The following is a 25,275-nucleotide window of genomic DNA, read 5'->3' as shown; positions in this document are numbered from 1 at the left end:
GCATGGTGGATTTGTATATCCGGGATCTGGCCGTTCTTTAACTTGAGCGTGCAAACGTACTTCCTTTGAGACAGTTGAAGGATCTTTCCCGATTATCCTTGCTATCTCAGCAAAGGACTTGTTTTCGGTCAATCCTTTTTCAATCTCTACACGTTGTTCAAATGTTATATGTTTCTGATTGCCTTTATTCATAATAAATCTCCAATCTGCACAGGCAGGCAATCAGCTGCCCGAACATTATATAGAGATCTATATGTGAATATCAATATGGCAAGTATATATGTGTAAGAGTAACTTCCATAACCCTAGAATTTACTCTTGCAAACTGGAATTAAAAATTACATTTAAGTTAGTCACGATAATTATATGTAATCGTGACAAAAAAACGAACACTCGTGCGGCTATAAGAGAGGATTATTGGACTTCATTTTCGATAGAATTGAAGATGAGGAGGAGCCCAATAATCCTTTTTGGTTTAGAAAAATAAGGTGGGTTATTTGGCTACATGTGACATATATTTTCAGCATGTAATGCACTATTATAATCTTATCTTAACAACATCGAACAGTGCAGAAAAATTAGAAGCGAGCATAGAACCGGTCATGGACGGGGGACCAGTAAAGCGCGTTCTACTCCGCTGATACATGCGATCACAGAGATTACTTTTAACAACGAGATTGCAAAGACGGAGGTATTGATTATGCAGGAATTCATGATTGACAATGGTATAGTTATCGACGATATCGAAGGTGTGATGGAGGGTATTGCGAAGCTTAGCGGCAAACAGATGCCAAGTCCTCAGACTATCAAGAAATTTATCACAAATGAAAAATCTACAAAATTTTATATAGACGATAAGTGTTCATGCAAAATGCAGCCGGACCGGGATACAGTTTATCTGTGGCTGGACAGTGGCTTTACCAGCAGCTATGGGGATCCGATAATGATATCCCTTTTAAATAAGGGTGCCGGCGGATACACAGGTCATTTTTACGGAACAATGGATTCTCTGGCAGGAAGTATTGGCAACTTTTTCCCGCAAAACAGAAGGAACATAAACAAGAACCTTGGATCACTGAGGATTAAGTATGACAACAAGATATCCGGAAGAGATCACGCACATATAAATGACGAGCAGGAATATCTCATTAAGACAAGAGCTATGACTACTACGGAGTTCATAACTACAAATCCGCGCAGGATTTTGCGGACGATAAGTATGAGGAGTTCTACGACTACGAGGATGATTACGACGATGAGGACGAAGCATACGATGCAGCGGAAGATTACTGGAATGATAATTATTGATGGAATTTATGATATAGATAATTTGTGAGAAAGCTCTTACCGGTGCAGAATTGGTAATTGTGATTCATAAATAAGGAGATTTACTATGGGATTATTCGGATTGTTTTCAAGTGATGAGCATGATGTAAGGCTTACAGATAAGGAAATGGAGAAGCTTACCAAGAATATGTCCAGGTCAGAGAAAAAGGAATTCTATCGAAGGCAGGAAGAGCTGGAGAAGGATCGCGCTGATAAAGAGGCATGGCTCTGGGCTATGAGCGATGATGATGATTTTTGATGACTGATGTAAAATATAGAAAAGGAGGTCAGCTATGAGAAATATTCGTAAGTCTAATTTCATATGGATACTGGTTCTTGTGGCTGTCATCTTTGTAGTCAACATGATGGGCAGCAGGGTCTATGCGGATAAAAAAGAGCCCGAGATCCCTGCTTATAGTGGCAGTCCGTCAGTAGAGATAAATGATAATAAGCCCGAGTTTTCAAAGAGCGAGATTACGAAGGTATCCTTTGAGAGTTATGGTGAGTTTGACGATCTTGGCAGATGCACTCCGGCTACAGCCAGCATTGGCAAGGATCTTATGCCTACAAAGGATCGCGAGTCCATAAGCATGGTAAAGCCTACAGGCTGGGAGCAGGAGAAATATCCGGGACTTGTTGATTCGGATCCGCCTTTTCTCTACAACAGATGTCATATGATAGGCTTCCAGCTCACCGGTGAGAATGCCAATGAGCAGAACCTGATAACCGGCACCAGATACATGAATGTGGAAGGCATGCTGCCTTATGAGAATGAGGTTGCTGATTATGTAAAAAGCACCGGCAACCACGTAATGTATAGGGTTACTCCCGTATTTGAAGGCAATAATCTTCTTTGCGATGGCGTGAAAATCGAGGCGTTGTCAGTTGAGGATGATGGCAAGGGCGTAAGCTTCAATGTGTTCTGCTACAACGTTCAGCCCGGGGTAATCATAGATTATTCTGATGGCTCCAATAAGCTGGATAAGAATTATAAGGAAGGTCAAAGTAATAAGCCCGATAAGACTTATTCATATATCGGGAACAGGAATTCTCATGTGTTCCACTATCCTGATTGTGACAGTGTGTCGGATATGAAGGAGAAGAATAAGGTCTATTTTGAGGATTCTACCAGAGATGAAGTTATGGAGCAGGGCTATAGGCCTTGCGGAAGGTGTAAACCTTAATAGCATAAATACAATGTGTATGACACGAAAAAGCCGGTTTCAAACCGGCTTTTTTCGTAGTGTCGTCCTTTCGCGTGGAGAAAACTCCTTTGCAGTGGATGATTGTTTATATGATATTTTTGGGTGAAGCATCGCCGCCCTTAATATCTTTCCACTCAATAATGAACCGCAGGCTTTATTCCTTGGCTCCGGTAAAGCATCGCTACCTTTGCTGGAATTATATCCTTTAAGACTTTCGACTCCACCTTGGTGAAGCATCGCTACCGTGGCTGTCCTTGTCTTATGTTCTGAGTTAATAATACTCCTACGATTATCACAAAAGTGTCACACAGGCTGAGATAAAGAAATTTGGCAAAGAGATTTCTGATGACTTGACAAAATTACTTGCGTGGAGTAAATTGATTGTACGCAATCTAATAATGATAAATGAAACGTGTATATAGAGAGGAGACCCCGACATGACTTACGCAGTAAGATATTATACAAAGACAGGTAACACAAAGAGACTTGCTAAAGCAATTGCAAAGGAACTTGGAGTAGAAGCGCTTCCCATAAGTGAAGCTATTGAAGAGCCTGTTGATATTCTTTTCCTTGGTAATTCTTATTATGCATTCAACATAGATCCTGAGGTTAAAGCTTTTGTGGGATCACTTGATAAGAACAAGGTTGGCAAGATAGTTAACTTTGGATCCGCAGCTATGCTTAACTCAACATACAAGAAGGTTAAGGCTGAGGCAGATAAGGTTGGCATTCCCATGGATGAGAAGGAATTCCACTGCAAGGGCGAGTTCAAGGGTATCCACAAGGGCAGACCTAACCAGGATGACATTGACGCAGCAGTACAGTTTGTAAAACAGTATAAATAAATTCAATGTACCCATACATATATGACATGAAAAAGTCGGTTTCAAACCGGCTTTTTTGCGTAGTCTCGCCCTTTCGCGTGGAGAGAAACTCATGAATCCTCTGCGTAGTCTTTCGTCATGCCAATATTCTTGTGACATTGTAATAACGTTTGATATAATAATTGTCTGGGGGGATGCTGCAATATTGCAGAATGAATTAAAGTTGGGGGTATTTTGTAATGAAGAAGTATTTGGGGAATCTATTAGTAGTCATCGCATCTGTGATGTGCATGACAGTCTTGTTTTGGAGTTCATCCATCAGCTCTGAGGCCGCAGCAGCAAAAGGCGCCAAGGATATAAAACTTGTGGAAAATTATTGCCAGTTTACAGCTGCTTCTGACGGATATTATTCCTTGTGGATTCAATTTGGAGACGACAAATCCGATAAGTGGATGGATTTGGAAACAAACAAGAAACTCTCTGCCAATGAAACCTATAAAGAACAGTTTTGGTTAACTAATGGATATAATCCCGGAAAAGTAACGGTTTATGTCGTATGGAGAGCTGAGAAAAAGGGTATTATCGTATTTGATATTGAAAGATATAAGAAAGACCCAAATTACGTAGTAAAATCATACTCTACAACAATCAGCAAAAGGGAAGCACAGCCCCAGGACGTAAAAGTGGAAGTTTCCAATGATCGTACTTACATTTACAGATATATGATCAGTTGGAAGGATGATGGCTTAAGCCATACGTTTTGTTATCCCGACCCCAAAGGAACAAGTGGCGGTTTAATAAGTAAAGGGAGTAACTATGTATTAATAGCAATGGACGACTATGAGAAGAAGGTAGAACTCAGAACTCTATCCCGTGATTATAGTACTTACGCAGATTCAGAACCTGTGAGCGTTACACTTCCTGCAGTTGATACCAAGGCATTATTCGACAAAGGTGAGTTAACAATAGATCTGTCAGAAGGTTCTACTGAAGTATCAGATCCTATGGATATGATCAGGCGTTCATTTTATGGATATGATTCCTTAGATTTTCTTAAAGTTAAGGTAGTAGCATCTCCTGATAGAAATGGAAGAAGACAAATTGATTTAGACCTTGACGGAGAAATGGACATTGAAATAGTTGACAGACAGGAGACTGATACATATAAAGTACTGTCGACCAATTCTGTTAAGGATGAAGTTACCTTCACTTTAAGTGATGAAATAAAAACTCAATTCATCAAAGAAAGAATACCGTTTTACTCACCTATGACTATTATCCTTCCAAAGGAATCTACGCAGGGTTCTGGAGGCATGACAGAAGAAGAGTTGTATAAGAAGTATGCAGGCAAGTCACAGGCTCCTGTTGCCAACGACAATGCAACTGATACTGCAAGCGCTCCGAAGAAGGTAATCGTAGATGACATCACCTATTTAATTGATGTTAACGGAAAAGCTACCGCATTAAAAATTGATTCCAAAAAGAAGGCAGGCCTTAACACAGTAACTGTAGCGGGAAAAACATATCCTGTTGTAGCTATCGCAAATAATGCCTGCAAAAATAACAGGAAAATCAATACAGTCACTATCGGCTCAAATGTCGAGTCAATCGGAAATAAAGCATTTTTTAAATGTAAAAAGCTTGGTAAAGTAACTATCCAGGCAAACAAATCCTTGAAAATCGGTAAAGGCGCTTTCAAGAAGATTGGCAAGGACGCTACCATCAAGGTAAAGGGTGTGAAAGGTAGCACCAGGAAAAAGCTTATAAGAGCTATAAATAAGTGATTACATAAAAAACTCCTTTGAATTGGAATGGTCAACTCCGGGTTGACCATTTTTATTTGCCTTTTTTGTAACATGACATTGTAAAGAAAATGATTGTTGCAAAGGAGGTAGCAAAATGAGTAAAGGTTATACAGAGATCGTTTATATACTGGACAGATCAGGATCAATGGGAGGGCTGGAGCTGGATACGATAGGCGGCTTTAACTCCATGATAAAGAAGCAGCGACAGACCGGTGAAAAGGCATATGTATCAACTATACTGTTTGATGATGTAACTGAGGTTTTGCATAACAGAGTAGATATCAGAGAGGTTAAGGATATTACGCCAGAAGAGTATTATGTGAGAGGGTGCACAGCTCTCCTTGATGCAGTTGGCGGAGCTATCAAGCACACGGCAAACGCCCACAAGCATGCACCAAAGGACAAGAGACCTGATAAGACTATTTTCGTAATAACAACCGATGGAATGGAAAATGCCAGCTGCAGATATTCATATGACCAGATAAAGAAGATGATACAGCATGAGCAGAAGAAATATGGATGGCAGTTCATTTTCATAGGTGCGAATATTGATTCTTATGCTGAGGCGAAGCGTTTCGGCATTAAAAAGGAAAGAGCGGTCAACTATATGCACGATTCTGTTGGAACAGCAAATCTTTACGCCGGAGTTTCAAAGGCCGTCTGCTCAGTAATGATGGCAGAAAGCGCAATGGATGCCGAGGAAGAGCTCAACTGCTGTGACTGGGACGAAGATATCAGAGAGGATTACGAAAGACGCAGTGGTCAGCGTAGATAATTATTTCCATGCCGGATAAAAAATTTAAGCGTCAGAATCTTTTTGTTGAAGATTCCGGCGCTTTTGTTTCGTTATCTATAATAGAGGATTAGAAATGGTTATTTTGCGTCATTCGATATACATAATATCGTAAATTTGAAATATTATTTCATTATAAGGAGGCTTAAAACCGCATGAATTATGGATTTAAGACATTTGTTGGACAGAGAGTGATAAAACTGTGATAGAAGGATTGATAATATGATTTCATCACAAGAAAACAACGAAACAAAACATAAATATGAGAGAGGGATTTGAAATGAAAAAGGGGAACATGATGTTAAAGGAAATAGTAATGATAGTTACAGCAGTAGCAATTGTTTTAGGCTCAGGCTTAAACAAGCATATGACAGCAGAAGCAGCAAAGACACAGATGATGGAAATCAGCTGCCCTCACTGCCAGGAGTTAACAACAGTAGATGTTATGCAGGATGATGTGGAGTGCACACATTGCGGAGAACACATTCACATTGATGGCTGATAAAAATTGAAGGTTTATGGTTTTGTATTGGAGGTAAAAGATTATGCTTAGATTATTTGAGAGTTTCATGGAAGAATTTGGTTTCATTGATGCATCAGCTACATACAGAAAGCCCTTTGGCAGACTGGATGCTTCAGACTACAGCAGAATCGAGAGTGAGCTTATAAGATTCGCTGACAGCCTTGCTGCTGCAAAATAATGAAAAGGAAATGAGATACTAAAATGAAAATATGGATGTACTAAACGCCGGGATTGTTTACAAAAATCCCGGCGTTTTCTATTATGGATTAGGGGGATAAGATTATGCCGTTTTCAATAATCAGAAATGATATTACAAAAGTAAAAGCAGATGCCATTGTAGATACTGCCAATCCGGAAGTAGCTATAGGCGATGGCGTTGATGCCGCAATATATAAGGCTGCCGGTGAGGAGAAGCTTCTTGCTGCCCGCAGTGAAATTGGCGTGCTTGAGCCCGGTGAAGTTGGGATTACTCCGGCCTTTGATCTGGATGCGAAGTATATTATCCATGCCAGCGGTCCCTGGTGGGAAGGGGGAGATCATGGTGAAGAACAGCTTCTTAGGCAGTGCTATGATAAGTCCCTTGCGCTTGCTGCAGAGAATGGCTGTAAGTCAATTGCTTTTCCGCTTCTGGCGACAGGAACCTATGGATTTCCCAAGGAGCTTGGAATTCAGATTGCTATAGATTCTTTTACTCAGTTCCTTATGGATTATGAGATGGAGATTACGCTGGTTGTTTTCGGCGAATATGCATATCATGTATCAGGAAAAATCTTTGATGATATAAAGAGTTTCATTGATGAAGAATATGTAAGCTCTGCTCTTAAGGCTGAGTATTATTATGGCATACCTGAAGCGTTCGGAATGGAGGCGATGCTTGGGGCGAGAGCTGAAAAGACACAGGTTCCGAATGAAGATTTCGAAGATGAGGCGGAAGAAGCTCAGGATGAAGATTTCGAAGCTGAGGCGGAAGATGCTCAGGATGAAGATTTCGAATGCGAGATGATGTTTCTTGCGGACGATGAGGAGCCCCAGTCCCTTGATGATGCCCTTAAGGAGATGTACACGGATTCCTTTGAGAAGCATCTGCAGCAGCTTATTAACAAGAAGGGCCTAAAGAATTCCGAAGTTTACACGACTGCAAATATATCAAAGCAGTATTTTTCAAAGCTCTTAAAGGGTCAGGTTAAGCCATCCAAGGAAAAAATGCTGGCACTGGCTGTGGGACTTAGGTTAAATCTGGATGAGACGGTGGACTTTTTGGGGCTTGCGGGATACGCTTTGTCGCCCATTTCACAGACGGATATTGTGGTCAGATATTTCATTAGCCGCGGGGACTACAGCGTTATTAAAATTGATATAGCGCTGTTTGATTACGGCCTTGATCCGTTATCTAATAAGTAGAGTAATTTTATTGAATTAATCTCTGAAAAATGTAAAACTTACATATGGAAGTTTAAATAAAGGAAATTTTACTGAATGAAAATATACGTTGATTTTGATGATTGTCTTTGCGAGACAGCAAAGAGCTTTTCCAATCTTGTGATAGGGCTTTTTGGAATTCATGTACCCTATGAAAACATGAAATATTTTAATCTCCAAAAGACCTTTTCTCTTACAGATGAGCAGTATGAATACATGATGATAGAGGGGCATAAGCCGGAGGTTTTGCTTTCTTATGATGAGACCCCGGGTGCTTCAAAGACCATAAACAGCTGGATAGATAAGGGCATAGATGTATCTATAATAACCGGGCGGCCCGCAAGTGCTTATGAGCCTTCAAGACAGTGGCTTGATGAGCACGATCTGGACAGGGTTAAGCTTTTTTGTCTTGATAAATACGGACGGGATAACTTCATAAAAGGCAGCTCCTTTACTCTTAAGCTTGAGGATTATTACAAGATGCATTTTGATTATGCAGTAGAGGATTCGCCCATGGCCTTTGGCTTTTTCAGCCATCTGCCGGAATTAAAGGTGCTTGTTTACGACAGACCCTGGAACCGCGATTGTGAGTTCCCTGAGGGTGATTTCAGACGTTGTTATGATTGGGAGTCGATAAGAAATATAGTGGGGTAAAGGAAATCTAATATGCGCGGAAGAGGATTTGACTGGAGAGATTTTCTTAAGAAGGTTGCAGTGATAGCAATACCTGTTGCACTGCAGAATTTACTTACTACCACCGGATCTATGGTGGATACAATGATGATCGCATCGCTGGGGCAGATGGAAGTCGGTGCGGTGGGACTTTGTGCGCAGTTTTCATCACTTATGTTCAGTGGCTACTGGGGCTTTGTAGGCGGAGGAATGCTTTTCATATCCCAGTACTGGGGAGCGGGGGACGAGGATGGAATTAACAGATCCTACGGTCTTACGCTGACCTGTATGATGACTGTTGCTGCGCTGTTTTGTTTTATGGGGACTTGTTTTCCGCAGCTTGTCATGAAGTTGTACACGGACAAGGAGTCCATTCAGCAGATAGGTATCTCATATCTTAGAATTGCAGGATTTTCATATCCGCTTATGGTATTATCCATGGCCATGGCAGTTATGCTAAGGTGCACTGAGAGGGTGAGGATACCGCTGTATAGTTCTATAGCGTCAGTTCTGACAAATGTATTCCTTAACTGGGTTTTGATATTTGGACATTTAGGCTTTAAGCCCATGGGCGTTCGCGGAGCAGCTCTTGCAACGGTGATCGCACAGCTTGTAAGCGTGGCTGTTTTGACTGTTCTTGGAATTTGGAATAAGCACCCTTATCTTCTTGCGGTTAACAGGCATTTTGGATGGAAGGGTTCATTTATCGGAGAGTATTTTAAAAAGTGTGCGCCGATCATTGCCAACGAGGTTTTAATTGGCCTTGGAAACATGGTGATAAATATAGTCCTTGGAAGACAGCCGGAGGAAGCTATTGCGGCCATCGCTGTTTTCAGAACTCTTGAGGGACTTGTAATTGGATTCTTTGCAGGCTTTTCCAATGCATCCTCCATTCTTGTGGGAAAAGAGGTTGGAAGCGGCAATATCGATACAGCCTATGCAAGGGCGTGGAGGCTTATCTATCTGTGCCAGTCTGTAATCGGACTTGTTGTACTGTCGCTGGTGGTTCTGCATACACCTATTTTGACGCTGATGGGAATGAGCGGAGAAAGCTTCAGAATTGCCTTTGGTTTCCTGTGCATTTACGCTGTTGCAGCCTTTATCAGAATGGGTAACTGGACTCAGAACGATACCTTCAGGGCAGCAGGGGATGCCTCCTACGGAACAATCCTGGAAATCGCTTTCATGTGGGCAATGGTAGTACCACTTGTCTGGTCCACGGGTATGATTTTTAAGCTTCCTACACTTTTTGTATTTGCCTGCTGCTACATGGATGAGCCCATCAGATATGTCCTTATGCAGGTTCATCTCTATAGGGGTAAGTGGATTAAGCCCGTTACACCTGAGGGTATAGCAGCCATGAAGGGCTGGAAACCGAAGAGAGGCTGAATTCTTTTATGAAAAATCCGGCAGTGGCCGGTAGAAATAGCTTACATAACACATATTTTTCTTAATAAGGAGGGACTATGGATAAAAAGTGGTGGAAAAATGCTGTGGTATATCAGATATACCCCAGGAGTTTTAAAGACAGTAACGGTGATGGAATCGGCGATCTTAAAGGCATAACGGAAAAACTTGATTATCTTAAGAATCTTGGCGTGACTATAATCTGGCTTTCTCCGATTTATAAGTCCCCCAACAAGGATAACGGATATGACATCAGCGATTATCGCGACATCATGGCTGAATTCGGAACCATGGCTGATTTTGATGAAATGCTTTCCGAGGCCCACAAGAGAGGTCTTAAGATCGTTATGGACCTTGTTGTAAATCATTCCTCGGACCAGCACAAGTGGTTTTTGGAGAGTAAAAAATCAAAGGACAATCCCTACAGAGATTATTACATCTGGAAGGATCCCGTAGATGGTCATGAGCCCACCAACTGGGGTGCATTTTTCAGCGGCTCCGCATGGCAGTTTGATGAGACCACAGGACAGTACTATCTGCATCAGTTTGTTCCGGAGCAGCCTGACCTTAACTGGGAAAATCCCAAGGTAAGAGATGGCGTTTTCGACATGATGAACTGGTGGTGCGAAAAGGGAATCGACGGCTTTAGAATGGACGTTATCAGTCTGATTTCAAAGCCCGAAGTTTATGAGGACGGTCCCGTAAGACCCGGAGAAAAGTACGCATTTTGCGGAAACATCACAGCAAACGGCCCTCACGTTCATGAGTATTTAAAGGAGATGAACCAGAAGGTTTTAAGTAAGTATGACCTTGTTACTGTAGGTGAGGCAGCAGGCGTAACCATTGAAGAAGCTAAAAAGTATGCGGGCTTTGATTCAAAAGAACTGAACATGGTATTCCAGTTTGAGCATATGGATCTTGATTCCGATGAGCACGGTAAGTGGACCATGAAGAAGCTGTATCTGCCTGACTTAAAGGTGAATCTCACAAAGTGGCAGAAGGAGCTTGCAGGCGTAGCATGGAACAGTCTTTTCTGGGATAACCACGACCAGCCGAGAATCGTATCAAGATGGGGCAATGATTCCGATGAGTACAGAGAAATATCTGCCAAGATGCTGGCTACATGCCTTCACATGATGCAGGGAACTCCTTATGTATATCAGGGCGAAGAGTTTGGAATGACTAACTATACATTCAAGGAAATTTCCGATTGTGATGATGTAGAGGAGATAAACATCTACAAGGATCTTGTTACGGATGCAAAGGTTTACACCCATGAAGAGATGATGAATGTCATCAGCGCAAAGGGCCGTGACAACGCAAGAACCCCCATGCAGTGGGATGATTCTGAAAACGGCGGATTTACCACAGGTAAGCCCTGGCTTAAGGTTAATCCCAACTATAAGACCATCAATGCCGCAGCAGAGGTGGATGATCCTGATTCAGTATATAATTACTATAAGAAGCTTATCGGTCTCCGTAAGGAAAACGACATTATAGTTGATGGTACTTACGAGCTCTTAGAGGCTGAGGATGAGAATCTTTTCATTTATACAAGAAGTCTTAACGGCAGAAAGCTTCTTGTTGTATGTAACTTCACGGATAAGACTCTTGATGTTCCAAAGAGCATCGAGGCTATGACCGGAGGAGATATTCTCATCAGTAATTACAAGGAAAAAGCTTCCTCTATCAGACCTTACGAGGCAACGGTTTTTGATCTGAAGGATTAAGTATTGCCCGTTTGGAAAAATGAATATTTACTATCCGAGGAACAAAGGCGTTTCGGTAAACTACCGAAGCGTCTTTTTTTTATCAGAATTTGGAACACAATACCATCGATGGGAAACTTGATTTTTTTTATTAAAAAACTTGATGAATTTTATTGTGATATAGGAAACCATCTGATATAATCCATTTAATCGAATTAACGCTTTAAAACGTCAAAACGTCAAAGGAGGAAAGTAAATGAGAAAGTTTATTAGCGTAATGACCGCTACAGTTATGCTTTCTACAATGCTTGCAGCATGTGGAAACACTGGCGGCGCAACTATCGAAACTGTTGAGGAAGATACTGCAGCAGTTGAGACCAGCACTGAAGAAGCTGCTGATACTGCAAGCGAAGAGCCCGCAGCAGAAGAGGCTGCTGAGGAAGTAACTGAGGCAGCAGGCGATTACCACATCGGTATCGTAACAGGTTCTGTATCACAGTCTGAGGACGACAGAAGAGGAGCTGAGGCTTTCCAGGCTAAGTATGGTGAGGACAGAGTTATCCTTGCAACATATCCTGATAACTTCACAGAAGAGCTTGAGACAACAATTCAGACTATCGTAAATCTTTCTGATGATGCTGACATGAAGGCAATCATCGTAAACCAGGCAATTCCCGGAACAACAGAAGCATTCCGTCAGATTAAAGAGAGAAGACCTGACATCATCTGTATCGCAGGTGAGTCACACGAGGATCTTCCTGAAATCGGAAGCGCAGCTGACCTTGTTTGTAACAACGACTTCGTAGCACGTGGATACCTTATCATCCGTACAGCTCACGAGCTTGGATGTGACACATTCGTACACATTTCATTCCCTCGTCACCTCTCTTATGAGACAATGAGCCGTCGTGTAGCTATCATGAAGGCTGCTTGCGAAGAGTTCGGTATGGAATTCGTTATGGAGTCAGCTCCCGATCCGACAACTGACGTAGGCGTTCCCGGAGCACAGGCTTACATCGCTGAGCACGTTCCGGAGTGGGTTGAGAAGTACGGTCAGAACTCTGCATACTTCTGTACAAACGACGCTCACACAGAGCCCCTTCTTCGTGGACTTCTTGAGAACGGCGGATACTTCATCGAAGCTGACCTTCCTTCACCTCTTATGGGATATCCCGGAGCACTTGGTCTTGACCTCACAGAAGAGGCCGGTGACTTCTCCAAGATCCTTGCAAAGGTTGAGAGCGCAGTTGTAGAAAAAGGCGGCGCAGGCAGATTTGGTACATGGGCATACTCATACGGCTACACAGTTTCTGCAGGTCTTGCACAGCACGCTATGAACGTTATCGACGGAACAAGTGAGCTTACAAATATCGATGATATTTCAAAGGCTTACGAGGTATTCTCACCCGGCGCAGCATGGAACGGTTCCAACTACACAAATGCTGACACAGGTGTTAAGGCTGACAACACATTCCTTATTTATCAGGATACATACATCATGGGTGATCCCGGTAAGTACATGGGTTCAACAGAAATCGAAGTTCCTGAGAAGTACTTCACAACAAAATAAGTCATACCTTAGTGGGGAGATTCTTATCTCCCCACATTTTGAGAAAGAAAGGTTTTAGTAAAAAATGGGTAAAGCACCACTATTAGAAATGAAAAACATAAAAAAGGACTTTTTCGGAAATCAGGTCCTTACCGATATAAACCTTACTCTTAATGAGGGCGAGGTTATTGGTCTTTGCGGAGAAAACGGTGCAGGCAAATCCACACTGATGAAGATTCTTTTCGGAGCAGACGACATTCGTGAAACAGGGGGATACGAAGGTGAGATTCTGCTTAATTCTGAAAAGGTTTCTTTCCAGTCACCCTTTGATGCAATCGCTAAGGGAATAGGAATGGTTCACCAGGAGTTTTCTCTTATTCCGGGATTTACAGCAACAGAAAACATTCTTTTAAACCGCGAATCTAAGAAAAAAAGTGTACTTTCAGAACTTTTCAGCGACCGTATGGATACGCTGGATCGTAAGGATATGGACAAACGCGCCGAAGAAGCAATTAAGAAAATGGGCGTTAATATAGATCAGAATATGCTTACCTCAAATATGCCGGTAGGTCATAAGCAGTTTACAGAGATAGCAAGAGAGCTTTCAAAGGAGCAGCTTAAGCTCCTGATTCTTGATGAGCCTACAGCTGTTTTGACAGAAAAAGAAGCAGAAGCTCTTCTTGATTCAATCAGAGGAATGTCAAAGCGCGGCATCGCCGTTATTTTCATAACACACAGACTTGGTGAGATTCTTTCTGTATGTGACAGAGTTATCACCATGAGAGACGGTTATGTTGTAAATGAATCAAAAACCGAGGACACCAGCGTTCAGGATATCACAAAGTGGATGGTAGGACGTGATGTTAAGGGTTCCGATGCAACTTATGTTACTGAGGACACAGGGGCAGATAAAAAGACAATCCTTTCTATCAGAAAGCTTTGGGTTGATATGCCCGGTGAAACAGTCCGCAACGTAAACCTCGATGTCAGAGAGGGAGAGATCCTTGGTATCGGTGGTCTTGCAGGACAGGGTAAGCTTGGAATCCCCAATGGTGTCATGGGACTTTATCAGGCAGGCGGAACAGTTACCTTTGAAGGAAAGGATATTCCTCTTAACAATCCAAGAAGATGCCTTGATTCATCCTTTGCTTTCGTATCAGAGGACAGAAGAGGCGTGGGACTTCTTCTTGATGAATCTCTTGAGTGGAATGTATCATTCCCTGCAATGCAGATTCAGAATAAGTTCCTTAAGAAATATCTTGGCGGTCTTATCAAGTGGAGAGATGATGCCGCAATCAAGGAAGTAACCAAGAAATATATCGATGAGCTAAAGATTAAATGTACAAGTTCAACCCAGAAGGCAAAAGAGCTTTCAGGTGGTAACCAGCAGAAGATTTGTCTTGCAAAGGCCTTCGCTCTTGAGCCGAAGCTCCTGTTTGTAAGTGAGCCTACAAGAGGTATTGACGTAGGTGCTAAGGCACTGGTACTTGATGCACTTAAGCAGTTCAATAAGGAAAGCGGCGTAACAATCGTCATGGTTTCATCAGAGCTTGAAGAGCTGAGAAGAACCTGCGATAGAATCGCAATTATTTCCGGTGGTAAGGTTGCGGGAATTCTTCCTGCCGGCGAACAGCTTGAGAAATTTGGCGAATTAATGCTGCAAAACTGTTAAGGAGTTATTAGTGATGAGTGAACAAACAGCGACAATCACATTTAAAGACAGGGTGAAGGACATAGCTCAGGATTTCGGGCTTCCAAGACTTATTATTACAGGCTTCCTGGTGCTGCTCCTTGTAGTATCACCCTTTGTGGGAGCGGATCTTCCCACTCAGATTTCAAATATTATAAATCGTTTCAGTTGGAACGGAATTCTCGTTCTTGCTATGGTACCTATGGTACATTCCGGATGCGGACTGAACTTTGGTCTGCCCCTTGGAATTATCTCAGGTCTTCTTGGAGCCACACTTTCAATCGAGCTTGGCTTCACAGGAACAATGTCATTTTTCATGGCAGCACTTTTGGCAACACCCTTTGCTCTTGTTTTCGGAAGCGTATATGGATGGCTTCTTAATAAGATCAAGGGCGGCGAGATGATGATCGCAACCTACGTTGGATTTTCATCTGTATCACTTATGTGTATGATGTGGCTTCTTCTTCCTTACCACAGCCCGAATATGGTATGGGGTATGGCAGGAAAAGGTCTCAGAACAACAATCTCCCTTGAGGGATATTACACACAGGCACTTGCAAAGATTCTTCAGATCAACATCGGCAATCTTTCAATTCCTACAGGCGCGCTTTTATTCTTCGCGCTCCTTGCATTTTTGATGTGGGCTTTCCTTCACACCAAGACAGGAACTGCTATGACCGCCGTTGGATCAAACCCTGAATTTGCAAGATCTGCAGGTATCAATGTAAACAAGATCAGACTTATCTCAGTAGTAATGTCCACATGGCTTGCTGCTATCGGAATCCTTGTTTACGAGCAGGGCTTCGGATTTATACAGCTTTACATGGCGCCTTTCTACATGGCACTTCCTGCTGTATCAGCAATCCTTATCGGTGGTGCTTCAGTTAATAAGGCATCCATCATGAACGTTATCATCGGAACAATTCTTTTCCAGGGAATTGTTACAATGACACCTACAGTAATGAACAACATGATTCATCTTGATATGAGTGAGGTTATCAGAATAATTGTTTCCAACGGTATGATTCTGTATGCACTTACAAGAAAAACGGAGGGAACGAAATGAGTAATAAAAATATAGGCGATTACCTTAGAAGATTTTCTGTTCCCCTTATGTTCGTGATCATTTGTGCGGTGTGTGCGCCGATTTCAGGCCTGTCACCCAGCTATCTTGCAAATGAGATCGTAACAAGAATGGGAAGAAATGCCTTCCTTATTCTCAGCCTTCTTATTCCTATCATGGCAGGTATGGGTCTTAACTTTTCAATGACTCTCGGTGCTATGGCAGGTGAGATTGGCCTTATTCTGGTTTGCGACTGGCAGATAGTTGGCATTCCCGGAATGGTACTTGCGATGATTATCTCTGTACCGATCTCAGCTCTTCTTGGTCTTTTTTGCGGAAAAGTCCTGAACATGGCTAAGGGTCGTGAGATGATCACAAGTTACATCATAAGCTTTTTCATAAACGGTATTTATCAGCTGGTAGTGCTTTACCTCATGGGACCTGTTATTCCCATCAAGCACAGCACAATCAAGCTTCCCCGCGGATATGGTGTAAGAAATACGGTTTCACTTCTTTCCATGAGACAGAAGCTTGATAACCTTATTCCCTGTTCAATCGCAGGCGTTAAGATTCCTGTTGCAACATTCATCATCGTGTTCCTTCTTTGCCTTGTTATCATCTGGTTCAGAAAGACAAAGCTCGGTCAGGACATGAGAGCGGTTGGCCAGGATATAGGCGTTGCAAGAGACGCAGGAATCGATGTTGAGCGCACAAGAATTATTTCTATGGTGCTTTCAACAGTATTTGCAGGCATCGGTATGATCATCTACCTCCAGAATATGGGTAACATTGCAACCTACAGCTCACACTCACAGATTGGTATGTTCTGTATCGCAGCCCTTCTTGTAGGTGGTGCATCAGTAGATAAGGCGTCCATCGGAAATGTTTTCCTTGGTATCGTTCTTTTCCACACAATGTTCATCGTAGCACCTAAGGCAGGAACAGTCATTACCGGCGATTCAATGATCGGTGAGTATTTCCGCGTATTTGTATCCTATGCGGTTATCACGGTTGCTCTTATCATGTATGAGACCAACAAGAGAAAAAATAAGTCCAGAGCCAGTGAACAGCTTGCTCTTGAACAGGAGGAGGAAGTAAATGGCTGATTCTAAGAAAAGAATTTGGATATTCAGAATAGTAGCGATTGTAGTCCTCGTTCTGATAGCTGTAGCAATGTTCATCATCGGCAGAGGCCATACGGTTTATTTTGATAATAAATCCCTTGAGTATGGCGGACAGACTGTTGATAATGTTCCTTACAAAATTGATGTTGTGATAAATGGTGAGAAGGTAGCATCCCTTAAGGCAGGGGAGCGCGGCATGGTTGATACCATGGGTCAGAGCTTCAATATGCAGCTCCTTGTTACCAACGAGAAGGATGGAAAGACCTCCAAGGTTCAGGTAGGACTTCCCCTTCCCTATAGCATGGATGGTATTATCCTGAACCTTCCTGCAATGCTTGCAGGTCTTCCTCAGGATGCATATCTTACAGAATTTATTCCTACACCTTCCGCAGCTGAGCTTGAAGATGAGGAAGTAGTAACTGATGAGACCGAAGGACTTATGGACTTTGGTGAATAAAAAACTAAATATTTTTATGTGATAATACTGTGACATATGAGATAATGAAAGAGCAGGAAAGATTACGCCTTCGCAGACCCATGGAGAGACCCATGACAGCAGGAGGCATGGCTATGTAAAGAAAGGCATCGGAATATGGAGACATGGTATTACGTAGTTGAAAGTATCGACGGCGACTATGCGAATTTAAGGAGAACGGATATCGAGTCCGATGACCTTAAGCTGGTGGCACGAGCTCTTTTACCGGACGGAATAGCAGAGGGAACTCAGCTTAAGTACGAACTAATGCAATATACAATCATATGAGAAGGATGGTCATCTGACGGATGACCATCCTTTGCTGCATAAAAAGGAGAAAATGCATGGAAACAGCTATTGGAATCATGATACCCTTTGTTGGAACTGCCCTTGGATCATTTCTTGTTTTTTTTATGAAAAAGGAACTGGATACCCAGGTTCAGCGCGCGCTTACAGGCTTTGCCAGCGGAGTAATGGTGGCGGCTTCGATATGGAGCCTTATTATTCCGGCTCTTGATCAGTCGGTGGGAATGGGGAAGCTTTCGTTTTTACCGGCAGCCATTGGCTTCTGGCTTGGAATATTGTTCCTGTTATTGCTTGACTGCGTGATACCTCACCTTCACATGAATGCGGAAAAAGCAGAAGGACCAAAGTCAAAGCTGCAAAAGACAACCATGATGGTACTGGCTGTTGCTCTTCACAACATTCCCGAGGGAATGGCGGTAGGTGTGGTTTATGCGGGATATCTTGCAGGGAACTCGGTAGTTACGGCAGGCGGAGCTCTGGCACTGGCAATCGGTATCGCAATTCAGAATTTCCCTGAAGGAGCCATTATTTCAATGCCCCTTCATGCCAATGGAAAAAGTAAATTATGGGCATTTCTGGCCGGTGTATTATCCGGTGCAGTAGAGCCTCTTGGAGCACTTTTGACCATAGTTGCGGCGGGGCTTATTGTTCCGGCAATGCCATATCTTCTGAGCTTTGCGGCCGGTGCCATGATGTATGTGGTAGTGGAGGAGCTGATTCCGGAGATGTCGGAGGGTGAGCACTCAAATATCGGTGTTCTTATGTTTGCTCTTGGATTCACAGTCATGATGGCCCTTGATGTAGCTCTTGGATAATTTATAATGCAGTGTAAAACAGACCATAATCCGTGCAGGATGGGTCTGTTTTTTATTTGTCGTTATAGTTAATGTCAGAGTACTGTGAAAGGAAAACACGCCCTAAAAGACGATAACTGTTAATGACATGATGTAAAAGATTAAGGGGGATTTTGAGATGTTAGAGATAAAACATTTAACCAAAACCTATGGTGATAAAAAAGCCGTGGATGATCTTAGCCTTGAGATTAAGGAAGGAGAAATCTTCGGATTTATAGGACATAACGGTGCAGGAAAAAGTACTACACTTAAGAGCGCCGTCGGCATCCTGAATTTTGATGAAGGCGACATATTGATAGATGGGATTTCCATGAAAACGGATCCCATTCGTTGCAAGAAGGATCTTGCTTACATTCCGGACAATCCGGATCTGTACGATTTTATGAGCGGAATCAAATATCTGAATTTTGTAGGAGATATATTTGAGATACCCTCAGAGCTTAGAAATGACAGAATCGGAAAATATGCTGATTTATTTGAGATCACTGATGATCTGGCACTTCCTATCGCAGCTTACTCACACGGAATGAAACAGAAGCTTGCACTTATTTCTGCATGGATGCACGACCCTAAGCTCATTATTATGGACGAGCCCTTTGTTGGACTTGATCCCAAGTCATCACATCTTTTGAAGGAAATGATGCGTTTGCACTGCGATAAGGGCGGAGCGATTTTCTTTTCAACGCATGTACTTGAGGTGGCTGAGAAGCTTTGTGACAAGGTTGCGATAATCAATCATGGCAAACTGGTAAAGGTTGGAACCATGGATGAAGTCAAAGGCGATGATACGTTAGAAGAAGTTTTCCTTGAACTGGAGGCGGTCTAAATGCTTAGGACACTACTTAAAAAGCAGCTATTTGAGGTTTTCAAAGGATATTTTTATGACGCTAAGAAAAACAAGATGCGCTCGCCCCTTGCTATTGGAGCGTGGATTGTATTTTTCTTTGTGATTATGGTGGGACTCCTTGGTGGAATGTTCCTTGGATTATCATTTACTTTGTGCGGCCCGCTCGTAGCGGCGGATATGGACTGGATGTATTTTCTTATGATGGGCGGAATCTCGATTCTGCTTGGCTGCTTTGGAAGCGTGTATAACACCTATACTGCTTTGTATCTTGCAAAGGACAATGACCTTCTTCTTTCAATGCCAATTCCTGTTCGCAAGATTGTCGGGGCAAGACTCCTTAATGTTTACCTGATGGGAACCATGTATCTGCTGACGGTTATGATCCCCATGGATATTGTGTATCTGATGGTATCAGGGGTATCAGCCCTGAAGCTGGTATGTTTGTTTTTGCTGTTCTTTATCCTGTCATTTTTCGTACTTGCCCTTTCATGTCTGCTTGGACTTTTTGTGGCAAAGATTAGTCTTAAGATAAAGAATAAGAGCTTTGTGACTGTGGCTGTTACACTGCTTTTTATAGCCGGCTATTATTTCTTCTATTTCAAGGCAGGATTCTTTATCAGAGATCTGCTGCTTCATGCGCAGGAATACGGCGAAAAGATCAAAGGTGCGGCTTATGTGCTTTATCTCTTTGGCCTTATAGGAACAGGTAACATTGTCTGTGCAATCGGCTTTACAGTGGCAGTTTCTGTATTGGTTGGATTTATCTGGATGAGGATGCTTAAGAGCTTTTCGGCTATTGCCACGGCAACAGGAAGGGTTAAGACTGAGCACTATGTGGAGAAAAAGGTAAAAGAAAAGAGCATTTTTGGAGCAATGCTTTCAAAGGAGCTTGCAAGATTTACATCAAGTCCCAACTATATGCTGAACTGTGGCCTTGGAATACTGCTAATTCCTGCTTCGGGAGTTTATTTCCTGCTGGAAGCCGGAGAATTTATGCCTCTTATAAACGAAGCTATTGGTGAGCGCCCCCAGTGCGCAACGATTCTTGTATGCATGGCGCTGTGCCTGTTATCTTCCATGAATGGTATGGCAGCTCCATCGGTTTCTCTGGAGGGAAAGAATCTTTGGATAAGTCAGTCACTTCCTGTTAAGCCCTGGACTGCGCTTTCTGCAAAGGCAGGACTACAGATTATTCTTACGGGAATACCAATGCTGCTTGGAAGCGTGATGACGGCTATCGGCGCGGATGCATCTTTAGGAGAGAGAGTTTTACTGGTGCTTATGCCCATGGTATATGTTCTGTTTTCGGGAATACTTGATACAGTAATAGCAGTGAAGATGCCGCTTCTTAACTGGACTAACGAGATTGAACCCATAAAGCACAGCGGAGGTGTATTCCTTGCAATGTTCGGAGGCTGGGCGATTTGCGTGATATTTGCAGCCTGCTATATGTTTTTTGGATACTTGGTAGGAAACGTGATTTATATGCTGATCTGGACGGTGATTTTTGCGGTGCTTTCAATTGCTTTGGCATTCTGGTTAAAGAGCAAAGGGACAAAGGAATTCGCAGCACTTTAATTTAATTATATATGCGAAGAATACTTCTGAAATTCTCCATCTTTTGATATCATAAATATGTATGACTAAAAGAGATGGAGATTTTTTTATATATGGGCTGTTGTCGCAAATATAGAAGTTTTTTTGCAAATATCGGAAAGCGTATTTTCAGTCTTTCCTTTTTGATAATTCTTATAACTGTTTTCATGTATCCCGTAAACGTTAGGGCTGAGGATGGTTCCGGGGCGGAGGCTCAGGATAGGACCGTAAAGGTTGGATACTATGAGAACGAGGTTTTTGAAGAGGGTGCTGCAATCGGTGCCGTTAAAACAGGATATGCATACGAATATTATCGTAAGCTTTCGGAGTACACAGGCTGGAAATATGAATATGTCTACGGAAGCTTTCAGGAGCTCTATGACATGCTGGTTGCAGGAGAGATTGATCTCATGGCGGGACTTGCTTATAAGGAGGAGAGAACATCTCTTATAGCATATCCGGATGAGCCAATGGGAAATGAGACCTATACGCTGGTAAAGCATGACAGAGACGGGACGGTATCAAGAAATCCAAAGACTCTCAGGGGTAAAAAGATCGGCGTTTTGCGAAGCGCCATGGTGGATGAGCTTGAGAAGTATCTTACTGCCAACGGAACCACGGCAAAGGTAGTTATCTTCGAGGATTATGATTCTCTTTTCAAGGCCTTTGATACCAAGGAGATAGATATTCTTGCAGCCGAGGGCTATGGTACCAGGGAGAGAGAGCATGCAGAGGTTATCAGTAATTTCGGTGCAAATGACTATTATCTTTGCGTGAATAATAAAAGAAAAGATCTTCTCGATGAGCTCAATTATGCGCAGATGCAGCTTTCTGTAGAGGAGCCCAGCTATTTAAACACCCTTAGAAGTAAATATTACGCATCAACAATCTCAAGTAGATCTTTTTCCGAATCAGAAAGAGAGTGGATGAGCAGTCATTCAACTCTTGAGGTTGGATATCTTGAGAATTATCTGCCTTACAGCGATACCGATGAAGAGGGCAATGTTACAGGTGTAATTAAGAATCTTATTCCTGAGATTTTAGATGGTTTGGATATTTCCGGAATTAATGTAAGTTATGTGGGGTATCGCAGCTATGATGACATGATTTATGATGTCACAAGAGGAGATATCGATGTAGCTTTTCCTGTGGGAGGCGGACTTTATTATTCCGAGGAAAACGGAATCTATCAGTCAAATCCTGTGATATCGGCATCCAGTGATCTGGTTTACCTTGGAGAATATAATGATGATGTGGTTACTCATTTTGCTGTTAATGAAAACAATAAAATGCAGTACTATTATATCAAGACCAATTTTCCCGGGGCGGAGGTAAGCCTTTATACTTCAATCGAGGAATGCCTTGATGCGGTGCTTGCAGGAAAGGCAAATGCCACGACTCTTAACGGGCTTCGTGCAAATGATATTTTAAGGAACAGAAAGTATTCGGGGCTTTCCTTTAAGCAGCTTAGCATGGCTGATGACAGGTGCTTTGGAGTAAAGATAGGAAATGAGGGACTTCTAAAGCTCCTAAACCGCGGAGTTAATATTATTGGTCCTGAATATGTGCAGAATATGGCATATCGTTATGCGGGACTTCTTTATTCATATTCGAACATGGACATGTTTAAGGATAATATTTGGCTGTTCCTGTCGGTGATTTTGATTATTTTTGTATTTGTAATTTTAGTCAGATTATTCAGGGCAAGAGCGCAGTTTTTCCGAATGATCTGATGGCTTTACACAGTGGAGGAGAACTATTATGGAAACAATTTATTTTGCGGGAGGGTGCTTCTGGGGCACTCAGAGATTTTTTGATCAGTTTGACGGAGTTATCAGTACAGATACAGGCTATGCCAACGGTCCTACTGAGAATCCCACGTACGAGGAGGTTTGCAATGATTCCGGTCATGCAGAGACAGTTAAGGTGGAGTTCGACAGCAGCGTGATCACATTGGATGAACTGATCGGATATTATTTTAAGGTCATCGATCCTACATCAATTAACAAGCAGGGCGGAGATGAGGGAATCCAGTACCGCACAGGAATTTACTACACGGATGCTTCTCAGCTTCCCGTAATTGAGAAAAGGATGGCCGTTCTTGAAGAGGAGCTTGGACAAAAGAGCGCAATAGAGGTTAAGCCTCTTGAGAATTTTTATAAGGCAGAAGAGTATCACCAGAAATATCTTGTGAAAAATCCCCAGGGCTACTGCCACATTCCTGCCATTATGTTTGAGATTGGTAAGAAAAAATCCTGATCAGCTTTAGGTAATGACCGGTAGCTTTGATTATACAGGAGGATGATATGGGAAGTGAGAATGATTATCCCTTAAGCAGGCTGCATAATCCTTTCATGGAGTATAACAACATAGAGATTGTGGAGATTTCTCCGGAAAAAAGTGTTCTTAAGGCCACCATCACAGAGAACTCCTGTAATCCTTATGGGATGATTCACGGCGGGCTTTTGTATACGCTTATGGACTGCGTGGCGGGAATTACCGCAAGAGCCGATAATCACAACTACGTTACGCAGAATGTCTATGTAAACTACCTTGCCAACACCAAGGATGCAAAAGAGGTTTTTGCACAGAGCAGTGTTATTAAGCGGGGAAAAAGCGTGGTGGTGATCCATGCATCTGTCACAACCCCTGATGGGAAGCTGCTTTCAGATGGCAATGTAGATATGTTCAGGTTACCGGATAAAGACTGAGTAGGGAGATATGCCATGCATGGCACAAAGCCTTGGGATATTGATACAGGCGCACCGGCTCTTTCCTTTGCTTATATGTTCGCAGAGGATGGGAAGAAGTATAAGACGGGAAAGGATGTCTTTATCTATGTGGGCATCAATGCCTACTGGGAAGAGCAGACCTTTGAGCTTCCGGTTTTGCCTGAGAAATATAAGTGGTATCTGGCCTTTGAGGCCTACGGCTTTAGCGCAGATGTGGGTAAGGAAGAGAAGCTTGGAAATCAGAGTTCAATAACTTTAGGGCCTAGATCCAGTATGATACTTGTGGGAAAGAAGTGAAAAGAATTTAATTATAAAGGGCGTCACTTTGCTGTGACGCCCTCATTTCGTTTTATAGACGCAAGACGCTACGTCAGGTTTTGGATCAAGCTTTAAAGAACACCTGCAGTGCATGGTACATATGAAGCTGCCATGCCTTCATGTCGTGAACACCGCCGGGGATGATGAAGAAATCGTAGTTTTCTCCCTGGTTGAGCAGGTCACTCTCTGTAACTGCCCTTTCCATGATATCGATGTGCTCCTCGAAGGCAATGTCCTTATCGCCGTTGCAGCAAAGCATGAATTTAAGATCATAGCCCTTCTCTTTTCCCTTGGAAAGAGTTTCGCAGATTCTCTTAACCTCCAAATCATGGTCACCGAAGGGACCGCAGCATCCTGAGAAAGGACCATACCATGCAAACAGATCGAAGTTATTATAGAAAGCGGCTCTGTAGGTAGTCATAGAACCAAGTGAAAGTCCAGCAAAAGCGCGGTGATCTCTTGTCTTGATGAGGTTTTCTTCTGAGACATCTTTTCCTGAAAAGCCTGAATATTTGCTCTCAGCTGCAGGAATCAGATCATTTCTAAGCTCATGCCGGAAGTTTTCACATCTTGACTCATCCTTTGTGTGCTTGTCATCCTCATCGTGGTAGAAAGTAGGTGTAACAACGATGCAGGGATCGCAAAGCTTTTTCTCTATCATGTTATCAAGTATTGTCACGGTGTCAGGGAAAAGCTTAAGCCACCAGTCCTGTGTGAATCCGCCGCCATGCAGCAGGTAGAGAATGTTGTAGTTTTTTGTTTCGTCATAATCGCAGGGAAGATATACCCATGCTTTCTTGTGAAGAGTTCTGTTCTCTTCATCATAAGTGTTTGAATCATACTCAAGCAGCTCGACGCGGCCCTTCTTTTCCGCTTCTATGAGCATTTCCCCGGGCATTTCAAAAACGTATTCCATTGTTTTTTGCTCCTCCTTTGGTTCAGGCCCTTCTGATTATTCATAACAGCATATGGTATTTTTTTATGGCTGTTTATGGATAACCCCTGAACTATAGTATTATCATATACCCTCGAGAAGAC

Annotated in this window: 27 protein-coding genes; 25 read left to right on the top strand and 2 right to left on the bottom strand. The window is 42.6% G+C overall.

Features of this window, described 5'->3' with window-relative positions; translation table 11 throughout:
• A partial coding sequence (locus G608_RS0111715) for a helix-turn-helix domain-containing protein (RefSeq protein ID WP_026496188.1) occupies positions 1-192 on the bottom strand: 192 nt, incomplete at its 3' end.
• A gap of 508 nt (positions 193-700) precedes the next feature.
• On the opposite strand from G608_RS0111715, the gene G608_RS0111710 reads away from it, so the two are divergent.
• From G608_RS0111710 to G608_RS0111590, 25 genes are all read left to right on the top strand, one after another.
• Positions 701-1,336 carry a hypothetical protein gene (locus G608_RS0111710; RefSeq protein ID WP_026496187.1) on the top strand — a complete coding sequence of 212 codons (636 nt, stop codon included), beginning with the start codon at positions 701-703 and terminating at the stop codon, positions 1,334-1,336.
• Between the two features lie 57 nt (positions 1,337-1,393).
• The gene (locus G608_RS0111705) at positions 1,394-1,585 is read left to right on the top strand and encodes a hypothetical protein (RefSeq protein ID WP_026496186.1); all 192 of its coding nucleotides are present in this window, start codon (positions 1,394-1,396) and stop codon (positions 1,583-1,585) included.
• A 34-nt stretch (positions 1,586-1,619) separates the two neighbouring features.
• On the top strand, positions 1,620-2,510 hold the full coding sequence (locus G608_RS0111700) for a DNA/RNA non-specific endonuclease (protein WP_026496185.1): 891 nt from the start codon (positions 1,620-1,622) through the stop codon (positions 2,508-2,510).
• 458 nt (positions 2,511-2,968) lie between these two features.
• Positions 2,969-3,376: a flavodoxin family protein gene (locus tag G608_RS0111695; RefSeq protein ID WP_026496184.1), complete on the top strand. Its 408-nt coding sequence runs from the start codon at positions 2,969-2,971 to the stop codon at positions 3,374-3,376.
• Between the two features lie 218 nt (positions 3,377-3,594).
• Positions 3,595-5,139 carry a leucine-rich repeat protein gene (locus tag G608_RS0111690; RefSeq protein WP_026496183.1) on the top strand — a complete coding sequence of 515 codons (1,545 nt, stop codon included), beginning with the start codon at positions 3,595-3,597 and terminating at the stop codon, positions 5,137-5,139.
• Between the two features lie 115 nt (positions 5,140-5,254).
• Positions 5,255-5,935: a vWA domain-containing protein gene (locus tag G608_RS0111685; protein WP_026496182.1), complete on the top strand. Its 681-nt coding sequence runs from the start codon at positions 5,255-5,257 to the stop codon at positions 5,933-5,935.
• Positions 5,936-6,233: 298 nt separating this feature from the next.
• On the top strand, positions 6,234-6,455 hold the full coding sequence (locus tag G608_RS0111680) for a hypothetical protein (protein WP_026496181.1): 222 nt from the start codon (positions 6,234-6,236) through the stop codon (positions 6,453-6,455).
• 43 nt (positions 6,456-6,498) lie between these two features.
• Positions 6,499-6,654 (top strand): hypothetical protein, encoded by a 156-nt coding sequence (locus G608_RS23265; protein ID WP_155833279.1) that lies wholly within the window; start codon positions 6,499-6,501, stop codon positions 6,652-6,654.
• A 104-nt stretch (positions 6,655-6,758) separates the two neighbouring features.
• Positions 6,759-7,877, top strand: a complete 1,119-nt coding sequence (locus G608_RS0111670) for a macro domain-containing protein (protein ID WP_026496180.1) — start codon at positions 6,759-6,761, stop codon at positions 7,875-7,877.
• A gap of 75 nt (positions 7,878-7,952) precedes the next feature.
• Complete coding sequence (locus G608_RS0111665) at positions 7,953-8,549, top strand: 2-dehydropantoate 2-reductase (protein ID WP_026496179.1); 597 nt, start codon at positions 7,953-7,955, stop codon at positions 8,547-8,549.
• A 12-nt stretch (positions 8,550-8,561) separates the two neighbouring features.
• Positions 8,562-9,956: an MATE family efflux transporter gene (locus G608_RS0111660; protein WP_026496178.1), complete on the top strand. Its 1,395-nt coding sequence runs from the start codon at positions 8,562-8,564 to the stop codon at positions 9,954-9,956.
• A 77-nt stretch (positions 9,957-10,033) separates the two neighbouring features.
• Positions 10,034-11,704, top strand: coding sequence for a glycoside hydrolase family 13 protein (locus G608_RS0111655; RefSeq protein ID WP_026496177.1), 1,671 nt, complete (start codon positions 10,034-10,036; stop codon positions 11,702-11,704).
• A gap of 235 nt (positions 11,705-11,939) precedes the next feature.
• Complete coding sequence (locus G608_RS0111650) at positions 11,940-13,253, top strand: DUF3798 domain-containing protein (RefSeq protein ID WP_026496176.1); 1,314 nt, start codon at positions 11,940-11,942, stop codon at positions 13,251-13,253.
• Positions 13,254-13,317: 64 nt separating this feature from the next.
• A complete protein-coding gene (locus G608_RS0111645; RefSeq protein ID WP_026496175.1) occupies positions 13,318-14,904 on the top strand; it encodes a sugar ABC transporter ATP-binding protein in 1,587 nt (528 codons plus the stop codon).
• A gap of 13 nt (positions 14,905-14,917) precedes the next feature.
• Complete coding sequence (locus G608_RS0111640; protein ID WP_026496174.1) at positions 14,918-15,988, top strand: ABC transporter permease subunit; 1,071 nt, start codon at positions 14,918-14,920, stop codon at positions 15,986-15,988.
• The gene (locus tag G608_RS0111635) at positions 15,985-17,091 is read left to right on the top strand and encodes an ABC transporter permease (RefSeq protein ID WP_026496173.1); all 1,107 of its coding nucleotides are present in this window, start codon (positions 15,985-15,987) and stop codon (positions 17,089-17,091) included. The genes G608_RS0111640 and G608_RS0111635 overlap by 4 nt, the downstream gene beginning before the upstream one ends.
• A complete protein-coding gene (locus G608_RS0111630; protein ID WP_026496172.1) occupies positions 17,084-17,566 on the top strand; it encodes a DUF6672 family protein in 483 nt (160 codons plus the stop codon). The genes G608_RS0111635 and G608_RS0111630 overlap by 8 nt, the downstream gene beginning before the upstream one ends.
• Before the next feature lie 135 nt (positions 17,567-17,701).
• The gene (locus G608_RS0111625; RefSeq protein ID WP_026496171.1) at positions 17,702-17,872 is read left to right on the top strand and encodes a hypothetical protein; all 171 of its coding nucleotides are present in this window, start codon (positions 17,702-17,704) and stop codon (positions 17,870-17,872) included.
• A 56-nt stretch (positions 17,873-17,928) separates the two neighbouring features.
• The gene (locus G608_RS0111620) at positions 17,929-18,705 is read left to right on the top strand and encodes a ZIP family metal transporter (protein WP_026496170.1); all 777 of its coding nucleotides are present in this window, start codon (positions 17,929-17,931) and stop codon (positions 18,703-18,705) included.
• A gap of 157 nt (positions 18,706-18,862) precedes the next feature.
• Positions 18,863-19,570: an ABC transporter ATP-binding protein gene (locus tag G608_RS0111615; RefSeq protein WP_026496169.1), complete on the top strand. Its 708-nt coding sequence runs from the start codon at positions 18,863-18,865 to the stop codon at positions 19,568-19,570.
• On the top strand, positions 19,571-21,169 hold the full coding sequence (locus tag G608_RS0111610; protein WP_026496168.1) for a hypothetical protein: 1,599 nt from the start codon (positions 19,571-19,573) through the stop codon (positions 21,167-21,169).
• 161 nt (positions 21,170-21,330) lie between these two features.
• Positions 21,331-22,920, top strand: coding sequence for a transporter substrate-binding domain-containing protein (locus G608_RS0111605; RefSeq protein WP_207637692.1), 1,590 nt, complete (start codon positions 21,331-21,333; stop codon positions 22,918-22,920).
• 28 nt (positions 22,921-22,948) lie between these two features.
• A complete protein-coding gene (gene msrA, locus G608_RS21005; RefSeq protein WP_035795429.1) occupies positions 22,949-23,446 on the top strand; it encodes a peptide-methionine (S)-S-oxide reductase MsrA in 498 nt (165 codons plus the stop codon).
• Between the two features lie 47 nt (positions 23,447-23,493).
• A complete protein-coding gene (locus G608_RS0111595) occupies positions 23,494-23,898 on the top strand; it encodes a PaaI family thioesterase (protein WP_051209240.1) in 405 nt (134 codons plus the stop codon).
• 15 nt (positions 23,899-23,913) lie between these two features.
• Entirely contained in the window at positions 23,914-24,216 is a 303-nt protein-coding gene (locus tag G608_RS0111590) for a hypothetical protein (protein ID WP_026496165.1), read from the top strand.
• An 85-nt stretch (positions 24,217-24,301) separates the two neighbouring features.
• On the opposite strand, the gene G608_RS0111585 is transcribed toward G608_RS0111590, so the two are convergent.
• Positions 24,302-25,153, bottom strand: coding sequence for an alpha/beta hydrolase (locus tag G608_RS0111585; RefSeq protein WP_026496164.1), 852 nt, complete (start codon positions 25,151-25,153; stop codon positions 24,302-24,304).
• Between the last annotated feature and the right edge of the window lie 122 nt (positions 25,154-25,275).

Origin of the sequence: Butyrivibrio sp. WCD3002 (assembly GCF_000424265.1) — a bacterium.
Taxonomy (GTDB): domain Bacteria; phylum Bacillota; class Clostridia; order Lachnospirales; family Lachnospiraceae; genus Butyrivibrio.
The sequence above is the reverse complement of the archived record's forward strand: the minus strand, read 5'-3'. Positions and strand labels throughout refer to the sequence as shown.